The sequence below is a fragment of the Pseudomonas sp. S5D5 genome (genome assembly GCF_003013355.1).
GTDB classification, from domain to species: Bacteria; Pseudomonadota; Gammaproteobacteria; order Pseudomonadales; family Pseudomonadaceae; genus Aquipseudomonas; species Aquipseudomonas aylmerensis.
Map to the genome: position 1 here is coordinate 6,577,073 of NZ_PTEO01000001.1, position 15,752 is coordinate 6,592,824.

Here is a 15,752-nt window from a genome sequence, read left to right on the forward strand (position 1 = left end):
TAACAGCAGCGCACAGTTCCAGTCAGCCCCCAATCACCTGGTTTCGGGACCGCTTCACAACCCAACACGGGACAAGCCCGCCCACCCCATTACAAAGCACTCTAAAGCTCAAATCGCGGGCAAAAAAAAGGCCGCTTTTGCATAAAAGCGGCCGTTCCGAAGTAACTAGAGACTCGCAAAAATTACTTAAGTTCCCCATACAAAACAGCAACTTAGCAAATTGTATACAACCCATACCACTGGTCGGTTTTCGATTGTCAGTGCCTTGATACAACCTCAGGATCGCGCCGTCATCCTCTTGAGGTCTCTCTATGAAGTTCTCCTCGATTCTCTTGTTGTCCCTTGGCCTGGTCAGTGGCGCAGCCATGGCCGGTGGCACCACCGAAGCCGGTGTGGGCGGCGCATTGGGCGGGGTACTCGGTTCAGTTGTAGGCCAGCAGATCGGCGGTAACACCGGTTCGGCCATCGGCGCAGCACTCGGCGGCGCGGGCGGCAGTGCGGTCGGTGCCGACAAACGCAGCCGTGGCGAAGCCGCCATTGGCGGCGCCCTGGGCGCAGCCGGCGGTAACGTCGTGGGCCGCAGCATGGGCGGCAACACCGGCAGCCTGATCGGCGCAGCCGCCGGCGGTGGCGCAGGTGGCGCACTGGGTAACTACATGGGCAACAAGAGCGATGATGACGATCGTCGCTCCCGTGGGCGTGATAACCGTCGTTATGACCGTGATGACCATCGCGGCCGTGGCCATGCGTACGGGCATCGCAAGAACAAGCATCACTACCGTCATCGGTAATTCAGCGACCTGAAGGACTCACCAGTCCACTGCGGGAGCTGGCTTGCCTGCGATAGCGTTGGATCAGGCTGACCGCCTGGCACCCAACCATCACGGGCAAGCCGGCGCCGACATAAATGGCGTCACACCACCAACCGCTGCAGCGCCTCGCGCAGCGTCCCCGGAATGGCCACCGGCTGGTTCGTCCCGCGATCGACAAACACATGCACAAAGCGCCCCGCTGCGCAGGCGTCTTCTTCGCCAGCCTTGAACACCGCCAACTCGTACTGCACTGAGCTGTTGCCCAACTTGCCCACGCGCAGGCCAATGTCGATACGGTCCGGAAAGGCAATCGAGGCAAAGTAATCGCACGCCGAGCTCACCACAAACCCCACGACCTCACCCTCATGAATATCCAACCCGCCCTGCTCGATCAGGTAGGTATTCACCGCGGTGTCGAAGAAGCTGTAGTAGGTCACGTTGTTCACATGGCCATACACATCGTTGTCGTGCCAGCGCGTGATGATCGGCTGGAAGTGACGGTAATCAGCGCGTTGTGGCATTGACTCAGGCATGGGCAGGTCTCACTGAAAGTGGATTTACAAGTCATTCAGATGGGCTTGGGCCCACTCACGCACATCGGCGTAGGGGTAGTCCTCCAGCGCAGCAAAACCGGGAATGCCCCGCGCCTTCAGCTTGGTAAACAGCGGCACGCTGATACCACCCAGGAACCGCGTCAGCCGCTCGGCGCCGGGCAGTTGGCCGCTATGTTCATGATGCCTGTGGATAAAGTCACCGCACAGGCCCATGAAGTTTTTATCCACAAGCGGCGGCAGGCTGGGCGGTGGTGGCAGATGCGCCACGTCACCGTGGCAGACCGAACAATGTCCGCAACGCTGGGGCGCTTGTTCATCCCCGAAATACTGCGCCAGGCGCTGGCCGAGGCACTGTTCAGTAGCGAACAGATCGAGCATGGCGTGAATCCGCGCCACCTCTCCCACCTCGTGCTGCTTGAAGCCTGTGTATAACTCGGCGCTCAGCGCCTGTGGGTCAAAATCGATATTGAGCAGGCTGTAGACCTCAGTCATCTGCTTGCTTTCCAGCTCGATCAGACCTTGTTCCTGGAAGTAATCCAGCGCCTTCACCACCCGATTGCGCTCGGCATTGTGCTGTTGATAAAGCGCGTCAAAATCTACGGTAGCCCAGGTTTTCGCACGCTTGCACACCTGGACAATCGCCGCGACAAACTGCTGCCGCTCGCCGGAAAATCGTGCGAGCAACGCCTCCGGTTCAATCAGGTACTTGAAGCGGTACTCGGCATAAAACGCATAGCGCGGCGCGATCACGCCCCTGAGCTCCAATTGCACCAGCAGGGTCTTCAGGGGCAGCTCGCGGATATTGCTGTGGTCCGACAATGAGCGCAGCAGGAACTCCCATTGCCCCTCACTGCGCGCGGCCTGCAACTCCTCCAGTACACGGCGAATACCGTCCTGCTCGGGGGTATCGCCGTACACGAAGTTCTCCAGCACGTTGAGGCTGTCGCGGTTAGCCAGCACCAGGCAGTCGGAGGGCTGCCCATCACGCCCGGCACGACCGATTTCCTGGCTGTAGTTCTCGATGGATTTGGGCAGGTCGAAGTGCACCACATTGCGGATATCACTCTTGTCGATGCCCATGCCAAACGCGATGGTGGCGACAATGCAATTGGAGCGCCCACTCATGAATCGCTGCTGGATACCTTCGCGTTTATCGTTGGGTAAACCGGCGTGGTACGCCTCGGCCTGGATGCCATTGCGATTCAGATGCTCGGCGATCTGCTCGGCGGTTTTCTGCAAGGTCACGTAGACGATGCTCGGCTGATCGGCGCGCTCGGCCATCCACTGCACCAACCGCCGACGCTTGTCGGCGCCGGCTACCGGCTCAACCAGCAGGTTGAGGTTGGGCCGGTAGAAGCCCGTGGTGACCACATCCTGCGGTGCGATGGCGAACTTGGCCTGCATGTCGGCAATCACCTTGGGCGTGGCCGTCGCGGTCAGCAGCAGCGCCTGTGGGATATTGAACTGACGCTGGTAGTCCGGCAGCTTGAGGTAGTCCGGACGGAAGTTATGGCCCCACTCGGAAATACAGTGCGCTTCATCCACCACCAGCAGCGAGATCTGCACGCTCTGCAGGAAGTTGCGAAAGCGCTCGTTCTTCAGGCGCTCCACGGAAATCATCAGGATTTTCAACTCGCCCGAACGCGCGCGTGCCATCACATCATTGGCGTCATCGCGGCTTTGCGCCGAGTCGATGCTGCCCGCGCAAATACCGTGGCGCTGCAGGAAACCCAGTTGGTCCTGCATCAACGCCAACAACGGCGACACTACCAGCGTCAGGTGCGGCAGCAGTACCGCAGGCAGCTGGTAACACAGGGACTTGCCCGACCCGGTAGGGAAGATGGCTGCGGCCGAACGGCCGGCCAGTACGGCGCTGACCGTTTGTTCCTGGCCTAAACGAAACTGTGGATAACCAAAGACCTGCTGGAGGGTGTCGTGCATTCGCTGTCACTCCATTGACCGCTGAGTTGGCTCAAAAACATAGCCCGAAAAATTCAGCGAATCGAGAAAGGTCGCATGGAAAAAAGAGACAGGATGATACACAGGCTGAGGGATGGCCTAGGGCCGAAGTGGGAATTTTCGCGGGGTTTTGTAAGAACATCACAAACCAAAAGTGGGAGTTAGCTTGCCCGCGAAGACGGTGTGTCAGTCGATAGAGCACTGACTGATAAACCGCCTTCGCGAGCAAGCCCGCTCCCACATTTTTAGGGCTGTATTACGCCTGAATCAGCGGTTCTGCACGCGCTCGATCGCCGTGTCGTACACCGGGTTGGCCTTCTGCTCCTTGGCCAACTGGTAGTGACGCAACGCATCCGGGAACTGCCCCGCCGCTTCGTAGATCCGCGCGATGTTGTAGTAAGCACCGGCACGCACGGTGGCGGCATTCGCGCCGGTCGCCAGGGCGATGGCCTTGCGGTTGGCCCAGATCGACTCGGCGGTATTGCCAGCCTTCTGATACGCCAGGCCCAGGTTGCCGTAGGCCTTGCCGAAGCCGTTGTCCAATTCGATAGCCTGGCGGAACAGGTCAATCGCCTGGTCCAGCTTGCCAGCCTGGTAGGCCGCTTCACCTTGCACGTTCAGACGTTTCGCATCGGTCTGTGCGGAAGAGCTGACAGCCACCGCCGTGACCGCCACGCTGTCATCCAGCAGGGGTTTGACTTCATTGAGCACGTTCGCGGCATTCACCGTGACACCGCTGAAGGTGTTGATGTCCTGGAAGTCGCCGCTGCCGGTCATGCGGAAGACTGTCCACAGGTTGCCACTGCGGTTTTGCGGCACGTAGTAAGTGCGCACCAGCGATTGGCCCATGTACACAAACACCTTGGCTTCGCTGTTGGACAACTGGCGCGAACCTGGATTGCCGCGATTGGTGAAGTCATGCACAGCGTAGACGTAACTTTCGCCGTAGTGCTTTTTCTGCAGAGTGATGGTTTCCGGGCCATAACTGTCGACGTCATCCACGTCCAGCTCGGCGTCGGTGCCCGTCTTGTTCTCGAAGTAAATATTGTTGCCGGGGAAGATCATGTGGGAGTCGAGGTCTTCCGGATTTTTGCCCCAGGTCAGCACGACGCGCAGGCCGTCGAGGTTTTCCATCACGGGGCTAATGGCGTAGGTCATGCCTGCGCATGGGCACTTCACCACCAGGTTGGAGTAGCCGGGCTTCTTGATGATCAGCAGGTTGCTGGCATCGTCAGCGGCTTCGCTGGTCAGCGTCACCTGGCCCTGGGCGTTGGTGCGGCCCACGACGTTTTGTGCGCCGTTGCGCTGCAACAGCACTTCGGCATCGGCGATTTTCTGGTCCTTGACCACCGCGCTGAGCACCTCGATCGGCAACTGCGCAGCCTGGATGGAAAAGGCCACTGCACACAAAGACATCGCCGAGGCGACACGAAGCAAACCCATGCTTAACTCCCTTTAAGTAGTGGGCGGAATTGCCCTACAAGATTTTGCGGTGAAACATACGCTGAATTCAGCCCGCCGGAGGATTTTTTGTACAGAATGTGACGTGGTTTATATCCCGCCTGGCGACGCAAGCATTGCGCTACAATCAAACCTTGCTACCCAGGAGTACGCTGCGATGAGCGAACTGACGTTTGAGCAAAAACAGGATCATTACCACAAGATCCGCCGTTCCAATTACTTGGCCAGCCTGCGTCTGGAAGGGTTTGACACCCAGCCGACCGACGTCGACAAGCCCCTGCCGACCCGCGAGGCCGTGCTCGCCAAGTACCGCAATAATTCGCGCTGATGCTCGACAAATACGGGGTGGGCCAGGATCCTTACTGCTATCCCGGTAGCAGTGTCCTGCGCAACCGCCTCGATTTGCTCGACGAAGCTGACCTGCACCAGGCCGAGCGCGAACTGTCCGAAATCGCCGTAGGCAACCTCCCCCTCTTTCCCCCGCCCTACGACCTCGAACGCTTGCAACACATCCACCGCACGCTGTTCAGTGACCTCTACGAGTGGGCTGGCGAGCTGCGCAGCGTCAATCTCCAGAAAGGTGACACCCTGTTCTGCACCCCGGAACGCATTCCACCAGAAGCCGCGAAAATCATCCGGCATATGGAGGACGCGAACTGGTACGTCGGCGTGAGCCAGGCTGAGCTGGTGAGCAAGATCGCCGAGGCCTATGGCGACCTCAACGTTATCCACCCCTTCCGTGAAGGCAACGGCCGGGCGCAGCGGATTCTGTTTGAACAGATCATCGTGAATGCGGGATTTTCGGTGAATTGGTGGCTGGTGAAACACGCGGCGTGGGTACCGGCGAATATTGACGCAGTGGCGTGTGATTATCGGGGCTGGAGGCGATTTTTGAGCGGTGTATCAATCGGCCTGGCAGTGCTTGAGCGAACCGCGCACACTTAAACTATCTGTTTATTGTCGAAAACCAACTCAGTTCTAAGGTTCGCGGTGTCGCCGCCAAATCAGCGACTGGGTTTGGTCACCCGAAAAACAGCACACATAAGTTTACTTACTATTCGAACGTCTTTCGTCTCGTATAGCAGTGCTATGGCGGTTGTGGGGGGACGCTTTCGGACGTGCCGGAGTGCTGTTTCCGGCTGGCCAACCCGCGCGCAGTCCGCCGCCCATCAACGCATTCGCGCTGCCACCGACTTGCTGGAAACCTTCTCCCGCCGGACATTCGAACACGCCGACCTCAACGGCATTTTCCACATCACCAATGTCCTGTAGCTGCTAGTCCAGGACGGCTGTGATTTGCTGGAAGCACGTAGCATGTTCAACTGCAACCTCAACAGCCATACACCTCAGCTGTAACCTTTTGTAGGAGCGAGCTTGCTGGCGAAGATCGTCAAAAGTCACGCGGTGTATCTGGAATTACGCGGCGTACCCGAGCTCTTCGCTAGCAAGTTCACTGCAACAACTGAACGTTCTAACAATGGAAAATCTCTGCCGAGCTAAAAATCTCGGAAAGCCCTGTAAGAAACCTCCAAATGTCGTGCCATCCCCTTCCGAAACTGCTTAAAACTCCTGCCCGCCCCCCTACAAAACTCACCTTTCTCTGACTGAAACTAACGCCCTTTCAACAGCTCCCGGCATATATCCGTGAATATCGAAAGGACTCAATACAATGGCCACTACGGCGTCACCTTCACGGTGCTGCGTCTTATCGTCTCGCCTTCCAATCACCTTGCAATGGCAAACCTCTGCTTGCTGGAAGCAGGTATTTCTGCAAACGAGGTGCGCCGAAGACTCGTAGATCTCTACAGAAAAATGCTCGCTCGCGATTTGCCTTGCAGGATGACTGTGGCCATCTCCAAACCGCTGACCCGGCAACAGGCTGAATTACTCAACATTCGTGGGGAGATCGTTGCAGGATTAATCAGCGGCGCCGTGTCAGCACCAATGAGCCTGGCATCGCCTGCGGCGGGGCTCGCCGCTGGAGCCGCTGCAGGCCTGACGATTAAAGGGATCATTCGTAGCTATCACGCTGGTGATGTGGTTATCGGCCTCGACGCACAGGTAAACGGCGGAATTGGTCCTCAGCGATCACTGTCGGCCATGGTCCGGCAATTCCAGGGTGGCTAATGCAATGAATGAATACATTCAGTGGATCAACCTGCTTCTCCTTCTCGTACTGGCTGGAATTGTCGACAGAACAATAAAGCGCCCCTTACTCAGAAGATGGCTTGGATTCTACTTCCTGGTAGCCGGCCCAGCGCTCCTGCTGTATGCCACCTCTTGGATCAGAGAGGCACAGCTTGAAAGCCTGCCGATAATCGCCTTCGTGACAGGCATCGGGTTATTGAGCACCCAAAATATATATTGCAGGGCTAAAACCCATCACCCTTTATTCATCGCCCCAACCTTGAACCTTGCGCCAGACTTCCCTGATGACCCGCTCATGCTCCATCTCCTGCAAATTTTGCATGAAGGCATTGGCCTGCCCAAACACAAAACCATCACCCTCGACACATCAGTCAACCATGACCTCGGGTGTAACAGTGCCGAAGGCAAGCAATTGATGGCACTACTGAAGCTTGAGTTCGGCATGAGGCTAGGGGACTACAACGACAAACGCTACTTCAAGCGTCGAGGCTTTGACGCGTATTTGCGATATGTGGAAAAAGGCAGCGAGGGAAAGCGCCCTATAACCATTGGCATGCTCTACCACGCTGTTAAAGCCAAGTCCTGGGATACCCAGGCACTCGAGACGAAGGGGTATCAGAAACCGTGAATGTCTACCTGCAAGCAATGTGCTTCCTCGGTTTCTACCTGGTACTTCACTATCAAATTAACGACCGCACCCTCAGAAAGCGCTTCGCACTCACATTCCTCACAGCAGGCCTTCTTTTGACGCTCCTTCTACCCTATGTGCAAGTGATCCTCAGATTGCCCTTTCTACCTGTCTTCCTATTCTTGATAGGCTTGGCACTCTTTATCACCCGAAACACACACCGCTCCCAACGCAACCATTCCCCTCACCCATTCCTGCGTGCTCCCACCATGAACCTCGCGCCCAACTTCCCCGAAGATCCCGTCATGCGGCAACTCCTGCAACTGCTGCACGAGGAGATCGGACTGCCGAAACACAAGACCCTTCGCCTGCAGACCTCACTCAACTTCGACCTGGGCTGCGACGGCAGTGAGGCCAAGCAACTCATGGAAGCACTGGAGCAGGAATTTGCCCTCGACCTGGGCGACTACGACACTTATCGTTACTTCAACCCGCCGGTGTTTGATGTGTTTCTCAAGCGTCGGGCCAAGGGCCGTGGTGAGAAGGTGCCGCTGACCATCGGCATGCTCTACCTGGCCATCAAAACCAACAGCTGGGACACGCAGACCCTGGAAAACCTGAGCTAGTCCCAAGAGCACCGAACATCAAATGTGGGAGCGGGCTCGCTCGCGAATGCGCTGGGTCAGGTAGAGTATTTCTCACGGATACCCCCCATTCGCGAGCAAGCCCATTCCCCCATTTGGTTATGCGCTAACCTGGTGAACTGCCTACATACCAAGGACCTTACATGGACGTAATGATGGGCCTGCTGGCCGCCCTGCTCTGGGGCGGCACGGATTTTCTGGTGGGCCTCAATGCCCGCGCCGTGGGCGTTAAACGCGCAGTGTATTTCGGTCAGGCCCTGGGCTTTTTGATCATGACCCTGCTGCTGGTCATCTTCCCCGCCTTGCTGCTCAAATCCCTGGATGCCTCATTGAGCGCCTGGCTGCTGGGCATTGCTGCCGCGCTGTTCACGGTCTCCGGCGCGCTTGCGTTGTCCAAGGCCTTTGCGCTGGGCAAAGCCGCCATTGTGGCGCCGCTGGTGACGTCCTACGGCGTGGTCACCACCCTGCTGTCCTGGGCGACCGGTGAACACATCAGCCTGGTCCAACTCGGTTGCATCGGCCTGTGCGTGATCGGCGTAGTCCTCTCCAGCATCCACAAGGACAACGGCGTTCCTCACAACAGCTCTAACCACTCCATCGCCTACGCCATGCTCGCCGCAACGCTGTACGGCACCAGCTTCTGGCTGCAAGGCCGCTATACATTGCCTGCCTTGGGGCCGATCACCATGCTCTGGCTGGGCTATCTGGTCGGCCTCTGCGTTCTGGTGGTGATGGTGCTGAAGATCAAGGATGGCCTGAAGATTCCGCCGCTGAAAAACTGCGCGACATTGACCGGCGCGAGCTTGATGAACCTGGGCGGGTTCTCGGCATTTTCGTGGGGGGCGATGGCAGGGTCGGTGTCTGTAGTGACGGTGATCAGTACATTGTCAGGTGGGATTGCGGCGATTCTGGGGTTCGTGTTTTTCAAGGAGCGGCTGTCAGCAGTGCAGGTGCTCGGGGTTGTGCTGGTGCTGGTCGGCGCGGTGGTTTTGCATATCGCGCACTGACCCAACGCCCACAAAAAAGCCGCCCACGAGGGGCGGCTTTTTTACAGCGACCGAATCTTACAACTTCGGACCCGCAGCCTTGATCGCATCGCTCACTTCAAACTTCTTGAAGTTCTCGATGAACAGACCAGCCAGCGCTTTCGCTGCTTCGTCGTAGGCAGCCTTGTCAGCCCAGGTGTTACGTGGGTTCAGCAGGCCGGTTTCAACGCCCGGTACGGCCAGTGGCACGTCGAGGTTGATGGTGTCGAGGTGTTCGGTTTGCGCACCAATCAACGCGCCGCTCTGGATCGCTGCGATCACGCCGCGAGTAGTCGGGATGTTGAAGCGCTTGCCGACGCCGTAGCCGCCGCCAGTCCAGCCGGTGTTGACCAGGTAGACCTTGGAGCCGAAACCACGGATACGCTTGATCAACAGCTCAGCGTATTCACCGGCCGGACGTGGGAAGAACGGCGCGCCGAAGCAGGTGGAGAAGGTCGACTTGATGCCGGCGCCCGAACCCATTTCGGTCGAACCCACCAGTGCGGTGTAGCCGGACAGGAAGTGGTAGGCCGCTTGCTCTTCGCTGAGGATCGACACTGGAGGCAGTACGCCAGTCAGGTCGCAGGTCAGGAAGATCACAGCATTTGGCTCGCCGCCCAGGTTCTGCTCGGAACGCTTGGCAACGTGCTCCAGCGGGTAGGCGGCGCGGCTGTTCTGGGTCAGGCTGACATCGGCGTAGTCGGCGTGCTTGGCATCGTCGATCACTACGTTTTCCAGCACGGCGCCGTGCTTGATGGCTTTCCAGATGACCGGCTCGTTCTTCTCGGACAGGTCGATGCACTTGGCATAGCAACCGCCTTCGATGTTGAACACCACGCCCTCGCCCCAGCCGTGCTCGTCGTCACCGATCAGGTAACGGCTTTCGTCTGCGGACAGGGTGGTCTTGCCGGTGCCGGACAGGCCGAAGAACAAGGTCACGTCGCCGGCTTCGCCAATGTTGGCGGCGCAGTGCATCGGCAGTACGTCGGAAGCTGGCAGCAGGTAGTTCTGCACCGAGAACATGGCTTTTTTCATCTCACCGGCGTAGCGCATGCCGGCGATCAGGACTTTTTTCTGGGCGAAGTTGAGGATCACGCAACCGTCGGAGTTGGTGCCGTCACGCTCAGGCACGCACTCGAAGTTGGCCACGTTGAGCACTTGCCACTCTTCACGACCGGCTGGGTTGTACTGGGCCGGGTTGATGAACAGGCAACGACCGAACAGGTTCTGCCAGGCAGTCTGTGTGGTCATTTTGACGGCCAGGTAGTGGTCTTCTGCAGCCCCTACGTGAACGTGGGAAACGAAATGCTCTTGCGCGTTGTTGAATGCCTCGACGCGAGCCCACAGGGCATCGAACTTGTCGGCCGGGAACTTGCGGTTGATCGGGCCCCAGGCGATGGAATCCTGGGTGGAAGGCTCTTCAACGATGAAACGATCGACTGGCGAACGACCGGTACGGTGACCGGTTTCTACGACCAGCGCGCCAGTATCGGCAAGCACGCCTTCACCGCGCTGCAGGGCTTCTTTGACCAGATCGTCAACACTCAGATCGGTGTATACGGCGTTATTGGCTTGCGTCATGAGGTTCCCCGTCGGCCTATGGCCGAGTGCTCCAAACGTTTTGTAGTAGAAAGTTGCGCACTACTACCGCGAAAAAAGTGGGCCGGATTATGCCAGAAAAGCCCAAAAAGAGTAGGGCCCTCCCGTCAGAACAGCGCTAATCCGGCATTCGTCAGGTGATTTACCTGTGCTTAAACGTTTTAGTGGCGGGTGTCGGAAGGGGTGTCGATACCTGCACCGGCAAACAACTGAGCAACATCGGCGGCATCGAACAGGTAGCGCTGGTTGCAGAACTGGCAGTCGATCTCGATATGGCCACCGTGCTCCACCACCAGATTCTGCGCATCTTCCAGGCCCAGGCTCACCAGGGCATTGGCCGAACGCTCGCGCGAGCAGCTGCAATGGAAGCGCAGGGTCTGTGCGTCGAACAGGCGCACGGCCTCTTCGTGATACAGGCGATGCAGGATGGTTTCGTTGTCCAGGGCGAGCAATTCTTCAGCTGTCAGGGTGCCGGCCAGGGCGGTGAGTTTGCGCCAGCTATCGGTACGCTCGTCGTCATCCTTGATGCGGTCAGCCGGCAATTGCTGCAACAGCAGGCCACGGGCGCGCTTACCGTCGGCGTTGAGCCAGAACTTGGTGCCGACTTGCTGGGACATCACGAAATAGTTGGTGAAGCAGTCCGACAGGGTTTCGCCGTCGAGGTCGACGATGCCCTGGTAGCGCTGGCCTTCAGTCGGATCGACGGTGATCGCCAGTACGCCGTTGGCCATGAGGTCGGAAAGCGTGGCGTTTGGAGTAATCAAGTCGGCGTCGTAACGGGCCAGGCCACGGATTTCGCGCTCGCTGGAGCACTCGATCATCAGCATCGGGACCGGGCCTTCGGAACGGGCCTGCAGGATCAGCAAACCATCGAATTTCATCGTGCCGACCAGCAGCGCAGCTGCCGCCATCAACTCACCGAGCAGTTGCGCGACCGGCTCCGGATAGGGGTGCTTGGCAAGGACTTCGGCATAGCTGCGCTCCAGCGAGACCAGTTCGCCGCGGGCGTCGTTCTCGTCGAAGATAAAGCGTTGGGTGAAGTCGGTATCCGGTAGATCAGTCATAGGTCTGGGTATCTGAATTGATGACAAATTGATTACAAGGTTTATAAAATTAAACGCTTTAGCACCATCTTGGTGCGGCTTTCTCCTGGAAACAGAGAGCTTAATTGAGCGAGAGGGACAGTTTATGAACAATCCGGGTTTGTTCCAAGCCAAGTGGAACCTCCGGCGATGGGCTCTTTGTAATCTACTCGCTATCGGACTGCTGTGTTTTTGGCTGTGGCCCACGGGCCAGATGCTGTGTGTGATTTTCGACGAGTGGCTGTTTCATCTGCTCAATGATCCGCTGGCGAGCAACTCAATGTGGCTGCATGTGTGGGCCGTGGCCAGTTTGCGGCCATTTGATGCGGTAGTCGGGGTGATTCTGCTGACGCTGCTGATTCGCGGTGAGTGGGTATTCAAGGCCGTACAAGTGCGCCAGGCAGTGTTAGGTTTTGTCGGCATTCTGCTGCTGTTGCTGTTTATCCGCATGCTGTTTTCCAAACTCGCGGCACAGATGGGCTGGCAACACAGCAGCCCGTCGATGGTGATCAGCGGCGCGATTCATATGAGTGACTATTTCCCGGGGCTGGAGAAGACCTGGGAATTGAAGGACCGCTCCAGCCAGAGCTTCCCGGGGGATCATGCCTCGGTGTTGTTGATCTGGGCGATGTTCATGACGGTGTTCGCCAAACGCATCGGCCAGATCCTGGTGATCTGGGGCCTGGCGCTGTTGTTCATGATGCCGCGCTTGGTAGCAGGCGCGCATTGGGGGCAGGATGATTACATCGGCGGTGTACTGCTGGCGCTGTTGGCACTGGGCTGGGGCTATTACACGCCGTTTGCGGCGAAGGTGTCGAATGGGTTGCTGCGGCTGACAGCGCCGGTGTTCGGGCTGTTTCAGCGGGTGCCGCTGATCGGCCGACTGAGCATCATGAACTCGCCGCAATAACCGACTGTGGCGAGCGGGCTTGTCCCGCGTTGGGCGGCGAAGCAGCCCTGGAAACAGACGCCTCACTGTGCAGGGAAACAGGCGGAGGGGCGGGAGGGGGCTGCTGCGCAGCCCAACGCGGGGCAAGCCCGCTCGCCACGACAAGTCCGCTGCAGCACTGGGACAGATAGGGGCCGCCGGCGGAGCTAGTCGTCATTGCCACTGCCGCGAAACTTGAACAGATCGCGGCGTTGCTTCTTGCTCGGCTTGCCATCGGTGGTCATGCCGGTGGCGCCCGCCTTGCGCATGGCCGCCGCGTTTTCGCGCTTGGCGATACTCGCTTCAGTCTCGGTGTACAACGCCTGCGCTTCGGGCGCACCACGGCGCACAATCGAAAGCGCCTGGACGACTACGGTCTTCTCGTCAAAGCCTGTACGAATCTGCAACTCATCACCGACACGTGGCTCTTTGCCCGGCTTGCAGCGCTCGCCGCGATGATGCACCTTGCCGCTCTCGATGGCAGCCTTGGCCAGGGCACGTGTTTTGTAGAAACGCGCGGCCCACAACCACTTGTCCAGACGGACCTTTTCTTCCTCTTCCTGCTTTTGAGCCACTTGAATTCCCCGCTCTGAAAAATGTCGCAACTTTACCGTTGAAACCCTTCGACGCATAAACCCCAAGGCTCACCTAAGATACGCCAGGTAGCACCCTGATTTCGCGAGGATTCACCGTGACCGACTTTCCCATTTCACTCACCTCGCCTAACCAACGGTGCGTGGGGTGCCAGCAAAGCGAGCCCTTGGGTTTCGATTTTGCCTTTGCCTACCAACCTATCGTAGACCTGCGAGACCATACGATTTTTGCCAACGAAGCCTTGGTGCGCGGTATCAATGGCGAAGGCGCGATGTCGGTGCTGGAGCAGGTCAACGACAGCAACCGCTACCGTTTCGACCAGCGCTGCCGGACCCAGGCAATTGCCCAGGCCAGCGCACTGGGCATGCAAACTCACCTTTCCATCAACTTCATGCCCAACGCCGTGTACCGTCCGGAGTTGTGCATCCGCAGCACCCTGGAGGCGGCTCGCGCGCACAATTTTCCGCTGGACCAACTGATTTTCGAGACACTGGAAAGCGAGCATGTAGATAACTATCGCCATTTGACCAATATTCTGCGTGAATATCGTGAATTCGGCTTCAAGACCGCCATCGACGATTTCGGCGCGGGCTATTCGGGGCTGAATCTGCTGGCCGATTTCCAACCTGACTTGATCAAACTCGACATGGCGCTGATCCGCGATGTCGACCAGGACCGTGTCCGTCAGGTGATCGTCCAGGGGATTGTCACAATCTGTGAGCAGTTGGGGGTTACTGTCATCGCCGAAGGCATCGAAAGTGCCGGCGAGCGCGATTTCCTGTCCGACTGCGGAATATTTCTGATGCAGGGTTATTGGTTCGCCAAGCCCGCATTCAAAGCCCTGGCCGAGGTTTCCCCGCGCGCCTGGGCGAATTGAGCGGTTACCCATATTGAAGACATTTGACCATTTGACCGTTGTGGGTCTGCGTGAGTGGGTGGCACTTCCCGATCTGGGAGTGGCAGGCCTGCGCGCGAAGATCGACACCGGTGCCAGCACCTCCAGCCTGCACGCCACCGATATCGAGCCGTTTGAGCGCGACGGTGAGAAGTGGGTGCGCTTCACCGCCCACCTGGGCAGCGTGGTGCAACTGCGTCACCGCCGCTGCGAAGCGCCCCTGGTGACGATGAAAACCATCAAGAGCTCCAACGGCCATGCGCAGGTGCGCTATGTGATCAGCACCACCCTGGCGATGGGGGATCGGGTATGGCGGGTGGAGTTCACCCTGGCCTGCCGCAAGGCCATGCGTTACCGCCTGTTGCTGGGTTCCAAGGCGCTGATTGACGGCCATCTGGTGGTCAATCCCGGCGTCAAGTACGTTCAAGACAAGCCGGTGTTCCCGGTCTCTACTATTTCTGCCCCAGGTGCTGCATGAAGATTGCTGTGCTGTCGCGAAACCCGCGTCTGTATTCCACCCGCCGCCTGGTCGAGGCCGGCACCGAACGTGGCCACGAAATGGTGGTGATCGACACGTTGCGTGCCTACATGAACATTGCCAGCCACAAGCCGCAGATCCACTACCGGGGCAAGCCGCTGGAAGGGTTTGATGCGGTGATCCCGCGGATCGGCGCCTCGGTGACGTTCTATGGCTGCGCAGTGTTGCGCCAGTTTGAAATGATGGGAGTGTTCCCCCTCAATGAATCGGTGGCCATCGCCCGCTCGCGGGACAAGCTGCGCTCGCTGCAATTGCTCTCGCGTCGCGGCATTGGCCTGCCGGTCACCGGCTTTGCCCACTCGCCCGATGACATCCCTGACCTGATCGAGATGGTCAACGGCGCGCCGTTGGTGATCAAGGTACTGGAAGGCACCCAGGGCATCGGTGTGGTGCTGTGTGAAACCGCGACCGCCGCCGAGTCGGTGATCGAGGCGTTCATGGGGCTCAAGCAGAACATCATGGTGCAGGAATACATCAAGGAAGCCGGTGGCGCGGATATCCGTTGCTTCGTGGTGGGCGACAAGGTGATTGCCGCCATGAAGCGCCAGGCCAAGCCTGGTGAGTTCCGCTCCAACCTGCACCGTGGCGGCAGCGCCAGCCTGATCAAGATCACCCCTGAAGAACGCATGACCGCGCTGCGTGCAGCCAAGGTAATGGGGTTGAGCGTGGCGGGTGTGGATATCCTGCGATCCAACCATGGTCCGCTGGTGATGGAAGTGAACTCATCACCGGGCCTGGAAGGCATCGAGACCACCACCGGCAAGGACGTGGCGGGGATCATCATCCAGCACCTGGAGAAAAATGGCGGGCCGAACATGACCAGGACCAAGGGCAAAGGCTAGGGGTAGTCTCACAAGCTGCAAGCCTCAAGCTGCAAGAAAGAGC

At 58.4% G+C, this 15,752-nt stretch carries 16 protein-coding genes and 1 pseudogene; 11 read left to right on the forward strand and 6 right to left on the reverse strand.

Going from position 1 to position 15,752, the window contains the following annotated elements; all coding sequences use genetic code 11:
* The first annotated feature begins 311 nt into the window (after positions 1-311).
* Complete coding sequence (locus tag C9990_RS30055; RefSeq protein ID WP_065899612.1) at positions 312-791, forward strand: glycine zipper domain-containing protein; 480 nt, start codon at positions 312-314, stop codon at positions 789-791.
* Positions 792-913: 122 nt separating this feature from the next.
* Here C9990_RS30055 and C9990_RS30060 read toward each other — a convergent pair whose 3' ends face one another.
* The 3 genes from C9990_RS30060 to C9990_RS30070 form a co-directional block, all read right to left on the reverse strand.
* Positions 914-1,345: a thioesterase family protein gene (locus tag C9990_RS30060; RefSeq protein ID WP_065899611.1), complete on the reverse strand. Its 432-nt coding sequence runs from the start codon at positions 1,343-1,345 to the stop codon at positions 914-916.
* Between the two features lie 24 nt (positions 1,346-1,369).
* Positions 1,370-3,307 carry an ATP-dependent DNA helicase RecQ gene (locus tag C9990_RS30065; protein ID WP_106805437.1) on the reverse strand — a complete coding sequence of 646 codons (1,938 nt, stop codon included), beginning with the start codon at positions 3,305-3,307 and terminating at the stop codon, positions 1,370-1,372.
* A gap of 285 nt (positions 3,308-3,592) precedes the next feature.
* Positions 3,593-4,768, reverse strand: a complete 1,176-nt coding sequence (locus C9990_RS30070) for a tetratricopeptide repeat protein (protein WP_106805438.1) — start codon at positions 4,766-4,768, stop codon at positions 3,593-3,595.
* 175 nt (positions 4,769-4,943) lie between these two features.
* On the opposite strand from C9990_RS30070, the gene C9990_RS30075 reads away from it, so the two are divergent.
* From C9990_RS30075 to C9990_RS30105, 6 genes and pseudogenes are all read left to right on the forward strand, one after another.
* Positions 4,944-5,114, forward strand: coding sequence for a YhfG family protein (locus C9990_RS30075; protein ID WP_106805439.1), 171 nt, complete (start codon positions 4,944-4,946; stop codon positions 5,112-5,114).
* Positions 5,114-5,712: pseudogene (locus C9990_RS30080) on the forward strand (putative adenosine monophosphate-protein transferase Fic). The gene C9990_RS30075 and the pseudogene C9990_RS30080 overlap by 1 nt, the downstream one beginning before the upstream one ends.
* 718 nt (positions 5,713-6,430) lie before the next feature.
* Positions 6,431-6,913 carry a hypothetical protein gene (locus C9990_RS30090; RefSeq protein WP_065899607.1) on the forward strand — a complete coding sequence of 161 codons (483 nt, stop codon included), beginning with the start codon at positions 6,431-6,433 and terminating at the stop codon, positions 6,911-6,913.
* 4 nt (positions 6,914-6,917) lie between these two features.
* A complete protein-coding gene (locus tag C9990_RS30095) occupies positions 6,918-7,562 on the forward strand; it encodes a DUF1493 family protein (protein ID WP_106805440.1) in 645 nt (214 codons plus the stop codon).
* Between the two features lie 269 nt (positions 7,563-7,831).
* Positions 7,832-8,188, forward strand: a complete 357-nt coding sequence (locus C9990_RS30100) for a DUF1493 family protein (RefSeq protein WP_065899606.1) — start codon at positions 7,832-7,834, stop codon at positions 8,186-8,188.
* A gap of 173 nt (positions 8,189-8,361) precedes the next feature.
* Positions 8,362-9,213, forward strand: a complete 852-nt coding sequence (locus C9990_RS30105; RefSeq protein ID WP_106805731.1) for an EamA family transporter — start codon at positions 8,362-8,364, stop codon at positions 9,211-9,213.
* A gap of 57 nt (positions 9,214-9,270) precedes the next feature.
* On the opposite strand, the gene C9990_RS30110 is transcribed toward C9990_RS30105, so the two are convergent.
* Together C9990_RS30110 and hslO are read right to left on the reverse strand one after the other, a co-directional pair.
* Positions 9,271-10,812 carry a phosphoenolpyruvate carboxykinase gene (locus C9990_RS30110; protein ID WP_065899605.1) on the reverse strand — a complete coding sequence of 514 codons (1,542 nt, stop codon included), beginning with the start codon at positions 10,810-10,812 and terminating at the stop codon, positions 9,271-9,273.
* A gap of 179 nt (positions 10,813-10,991) precedes the next feature.
* Positions 10,992-11,894, reverse strand: a complete 903-nt coding sequence (hslO, locus tag C9990_RS30115; protein WP_065899604.1) for an Hsp33 family molecular chaperone HslO — start codon at positions 11,892-11,894, stop codon at positions 10,992-10,994.
* Between the two features lie 124 nt (positions 11,895-12,018).
* Between hslO and C9990_RS30120 the strand changes: the two genes are divergently transcribed.
* Complete coding sequence (locus tag C9990_RS30120; protein WP_106805441.1) at positions 12,019-12,822, forward strand: phosphatase PAP2 family protein; 804 nt, start codon at positions 12,019-12,021, stop codon at positions 12,820-12,822.
* 185 nt (positions 12,823-13,007) lie between these two features.
* Here C9990_RS30120 and C9990_RS30125 read toward each other — a convergent pair whose 3' ends face one another.
* Complete coding sequence (locus C9990_RS30125) at positions 13,008-13,415, reverse strand: RNA-binding S4 domain-containing protein (RefSeq protein ID WP_078046385.1); 408 nt, start codon at positions 13,413-13,415, stop codon at positions 13,008-13,010.
* A gap of 116 nt (positions 13,416-13,531) precedes the next feature.
* Here C9990_RS30125 and C9990_RS30130 point away from each other — a divergent pair, with 116 nt between their 5' ends.
* The 3 genes from C9990_RS30130 to rimK are packed head-to-tail and all read left to right on the forward strand — an operon-like array spanning position 13,532 to position 15,709.
* Entirely contained in the window at positions 13,532-14,311 is a 780-nt protein-coding gene (locus tag C9990_RS30130; protein WP_106805442.1) for an EAL domain-containing protein, read from the forward strand.
* A 31-nt stretch (positions 14,312-14,342) separates the two neighbouring features.
* Positions 14,343-14,807, forward strand: coding sequence for an ATP-dependent zinc protease (locus C9990_RS30135; RefSeq protein WP_371856063.1), 465 nt, complete (start codon positions 14,343-14,345; stop codon positions 14,805-14,807).
* Positions 14,804-15,709 (forward strand): 30S ribosomal protein S6--L-glutamate ligase, encoded by a 906-nt coding sequence (rimK, locus tag C9990_RS30140; protein WP_003187674.1) that lies wholly within the window; start codon positions 14,804-14,806, stop codon positions 15,707-15,709. Before C9990_RS30135 ends, rimK begins: the two co-directional genes overlap by 4 nt.
* The last annotated feature ends 43 nt before the right edge of the window (positions 15,710-15,752 follow it).